This is a genomic window from Bradyrhizobium sp. P2_E8, from assembly GCF_056403875.1.
Map to the genome: position 1 here is coordinate 1 of NZ_JBFUES010000800.1, position 3,525 is coordinate 3,525.

Annotated in this window: 4 protein-coding genes and 1 pseudogene; all 5 read right to left on the reverse strand. The window is 61.7% G+C overall.

What is annotated here, in order from left to right:
- A pseudogene (locus tag AC1D00_RS32060) lies at window positions 1-493 on the reverse strand (CpaF family protein); the annotation flags it as partial.
- Complete coding sequence (locus AC1D00_RS32065) at window positions 472-1,668, reverse strand: CpaE/TadZ family protein (protein ID WP_477013417.1); 1,197 nt, start codon at window positions 1,666-1,668, stop codon at window positions 472-474. The pseudogene AC1D00_RS32060 and the gene AC1D00_RS32065, both read right to left, overlap by 22 nt.
- Window positions 1,668-2,633 carry a Flp pilus assembly protein CpaB gene (cpaB, locus tag AC1D00_RS32070; protein ID WP_404554818.1) on the reverse strand — a complete coding sequence of 322 codons (966 nt, stop codon included), beginning with the start codon at window positions 2,631-2,633 and terminating at the stop codon, window positions 1,668-1,670. Before cpaB ends, AC1D00_RS32065 begins: the two co-directional genes overlap by 1 nt.
- Window position 2,634: 1 nt before the next feature.
- Entirely contained in the window at window positions 2,635-3,141 is a 507-nt protein-coding gene (locus AC1D00_RS32075) for an A24 family peptidase (protein ID WP_404554817.1), read from the reverse strand.
- 147 nt (window positions 3,142-3,288) lie between these two features.
- The coding region (locus AC1D00_RS32080) for a hypothetical protein (RefSeq protein ID WP_477013418.1) at window positions 3,289-3,525 on the reverse strand (237 nt) is incomplete at its 5' end.

The window sequence follows — 3,525 nt, forward strand, 5'->3', positions numbered from 1 at the left end:
TCTGTGCTACGGACGCGATGTGATCGTTGTCGCGAAATCGCACCGCGACCCGCTCCAGCTTGCCGCTTCGCTCAACGTAAATGTTGCTCGGACCGTTGACCATGATGTCGTTGATTGTTTGATCCAGCAGAAGCGGGCGGAGCGGCCCGTAGCCGGTCATGTCGTCCGCAATCTCGTCCGCCAGCTGAAGCTGCTCGCGTCCCGACAGTTCGAGCCGATCCTGGTTGGCGATTCCGTGGATGATTTCCTCGATCTGCCGCCGAAGGACATCGCGCGAAACGGTTGCGGCTGCCGCGGGCTCGATCTGCTCGATGACGCGTTCGCGCAGCGAGGCTGGCATCAACGGCCGCTGAATCGGAGGTTCGTCGCGCCTCGGCGTAGATGCCGGCAAGCTTGGCGTCGACGCAGGCAAGCTTGGCGTCAATGCAGGCAAACGAGCTGGCGTGTCATCGTCGCGCCTACCAAATCTCTTCATAGCCCAAGGAGCCTCCACAGCCGTCCCTTCCGCTCGGCGCCGACCCCCGTGATCTCCCGTACAATCGGGGCGAGGTGACGCCGCAGTGCCGATACGTGCTTGAGAGCTGGAATTCCGAGATTGACCGCCTGGGTCATCCCCTTCCCGAGATCAGGAATCACCATGTCGGGTTCTGCGCCCAGGGCCTTTACAATCGTGGCCCTGGGAAGACCCCCGGCGCGATCGGCGCGGTTGAGCAAGGTAAAGACCCGATCCTTGCCGGCGATGTTGGTGACTGCGGTGCGCAGTGCGTGGGCGTTGCGCAGTCCGGTCACCTCGGCTTCCAGAAGCACCAGCACGTGACGAGAGAGAGTGATCACCGGATGGATCGATGGCGGGAACGGGACCGGCACATCTACAACGATGTAATTGAACCGTTGGCGGAGCAGACCCAGTACGTGCCTCACTCCCGCTTCGGTGATGTTCAGCTGCGCATCCAATTCCTCATCGGCGGAGATCAGGCAAACCCGCTCGTTGACATCAATTGCCGCGCGTTCGAGGAACAGCGTGTCCGCCCGCATCGGGTTTTCCAGCGCGATGCGCAGCCCTGGCCCAGGCTGAACGCCCAACATCACTGCCGTTTCCCCGCCTTGCAGATGAAGGTCGAGCAGCGCGACCTTGGCCTTGGTCGTCTCGGCCAGTTGCAGCGCGAGGTTGATGGCGATACTGGTCGCTCCGGCGCCGCCCTGCGCCCCGCAGATCGAGATCACATGCCCACCGCGATCGGGCTKACTGAGCCCCACATCGCCAAGCAGCTTCGGGCGCAGCTGGTCCAACACCATATCCCGCGTGAGCGGCCTCGGGAGATACTCCGTCAAGCCGGTCTCCATCAGCTCGCGGTAGAGGGTGATCTCCCTGCTCTCGCCTATCAGAGCCACCCGGACATCGGGCGGGCAGACGCCTGCCAGCCTCTCCAGCTCGGTAAATGGATCATCGATGCCGCTGATGTCCGTCACCAACGCCGATAGATTGCTGTCGGTTTCGAGCATCCTTATGGCATGACGGATCGTGCCACGCCTGATCGACAGGTTGCTGCCGTCGAGGCCCTTGCGCAGAGCCGCAGCACTAAGCTCGTCATTTACGAAACAGACGATCCGGTCGCGCGTTGCAACAGATGCAGTTTCTTCAGGCGGACTGACAACGACCATGCTCATCAACGTTTCTCCAGCAACTTGCCTGCGTAACCGATCGTCGTCGCAGTCTGGCGGACAACCGCCGCCGGCGACGGATCGCAGCCGGCGATTGCGTCGATGCCGTCCGCGTCCTGCTTCCTGACTGAGTATTGCTTGGCCTCGCCGCCGGAATGAATCGCCACCGATGTCGTCTGGCCGGCAACGGCATTCTGGCGGGCAAGCTCCGGCGACACGTCGCAGCTGGACATCGCACCGGCGTCCGCTTTGTCCCACTGATCGACTGCCGACCGTACGGCGAGAGAGAGCGTTCCGAGCTGCTTTGCGACCGTGACCTTCTTGACCTGATCTGACGCAAGCTCCAACGATACCGTCTGCGCAATCTTACCCACCACGGCACTAACGGCTCGGCCGCCTTGCGCAATTTCCTGATCGATTGCAATGACCCGAACATTGCGCAGAACGGTCTCGCTCAGGGCGCGACGTGCGGGATCTGCTTTCTCGAACACCTGGGTCAACACGACGTCGACATAATCACCTGGCCGGATCAGGCCTGAGACGCCGGACTCCTCGTCAACCTTGATGCTGATGGCACGGCTATCGGGTGCCAGGACGCTGGCGAGGAAACCGCGATCTCGCGGACGCAGTATGTCCTGCAATGTGATGGGACTGCCGGCGTCGACGAACTTGCGAACCAGGGACCCGGGAAGGCCGACCTTGGCGTCGGGCGTTTCAAGGATCGCCCCTGCTGGCACGCGCTCCGGCGGCACCGAGCGTACCGTGAAGTCTTCGTCGCGGGCCAACGTACCTCTCGGGAGCGGACGCACCGCAACAAAGTACCCGACCGTCGCAGGTGCCGGCGCGGGCGCCTTCTCGGTGATCTCCACCGGGGCCGGGTTCGGCAGGTTCATGTTATAGGCAATGAGCCCGAACGCTGCGGTAGCGAGCAAGAACACCATGATGATCGAAACGCGCAAAGCGGATGACATGTCAAAATCCTTCGCTGAAAATGGTCCAGATGCCACCGCACGCTATGGCAACGCCGTAAGGCAGGGGTGCGTGTCGCAAATGGCGCCAACGCTCGACCGCATAGACGCGACGCACGAGCGACGATCCGGCGGGCGCTAGCTTGGGATACGGCAGGAGGCGCATCATCAGATGCACCAGGGCGAGAACGCCGCCGGCCAGTGCGGTTACGGTCAACAGCTGGATTACACCGGTCAGCGGGAGACCAATCGCCAGAGCAACCAGCAACTTGACGTCGCCGCCGCCAATCTTGCCGAGTTGGTAGATGCCGAACAGCAGCAGGAACAGGATCGCAACAACAATCAGCGACTGGGCAACCTGCATCGGGTTCGCCAATTGACCGGCGATCCCGAGGATCGCGAGCGCTAGACAAATCTCATTTCGGATCAATCGTGTCGCGATATCGGTCGTTGCGACGTACAGCAACAATAGGATTTCCAGAAACGAGGTTATGGGAATAATCCAACTCATCAAATACACGCCTTAAAGGAGGCGGCGGCCGGCGCCCCCGAATCAGGTGGCCGCATTAACTTCCGAGTGCAGTCATCTCAGCGGCGCCGATCGCGTTCAGGCTGGCGGGGGGACAGTCCGATGCCCCCCGGAGCGAGGGCGGACGCATTAGGCGACGGCAGAGGTAACCTTGGCGGCGATAGCCGTGATCGCACTCGTCAGCGCGTCGAAGATGGGACCAGAACCACCAGCACCGAACGCAGCAGCCACCGCGGCAACGATACAAGCGGCGACGATCACGTATTCGAACGACACAACGCCGTCCTTGTCCTCACTCAGATGCTTCAGTCCCTGGGTGGCCTTGATGTAATACTGCAACATAGGAACACTCCTCCTGTTAAGCTG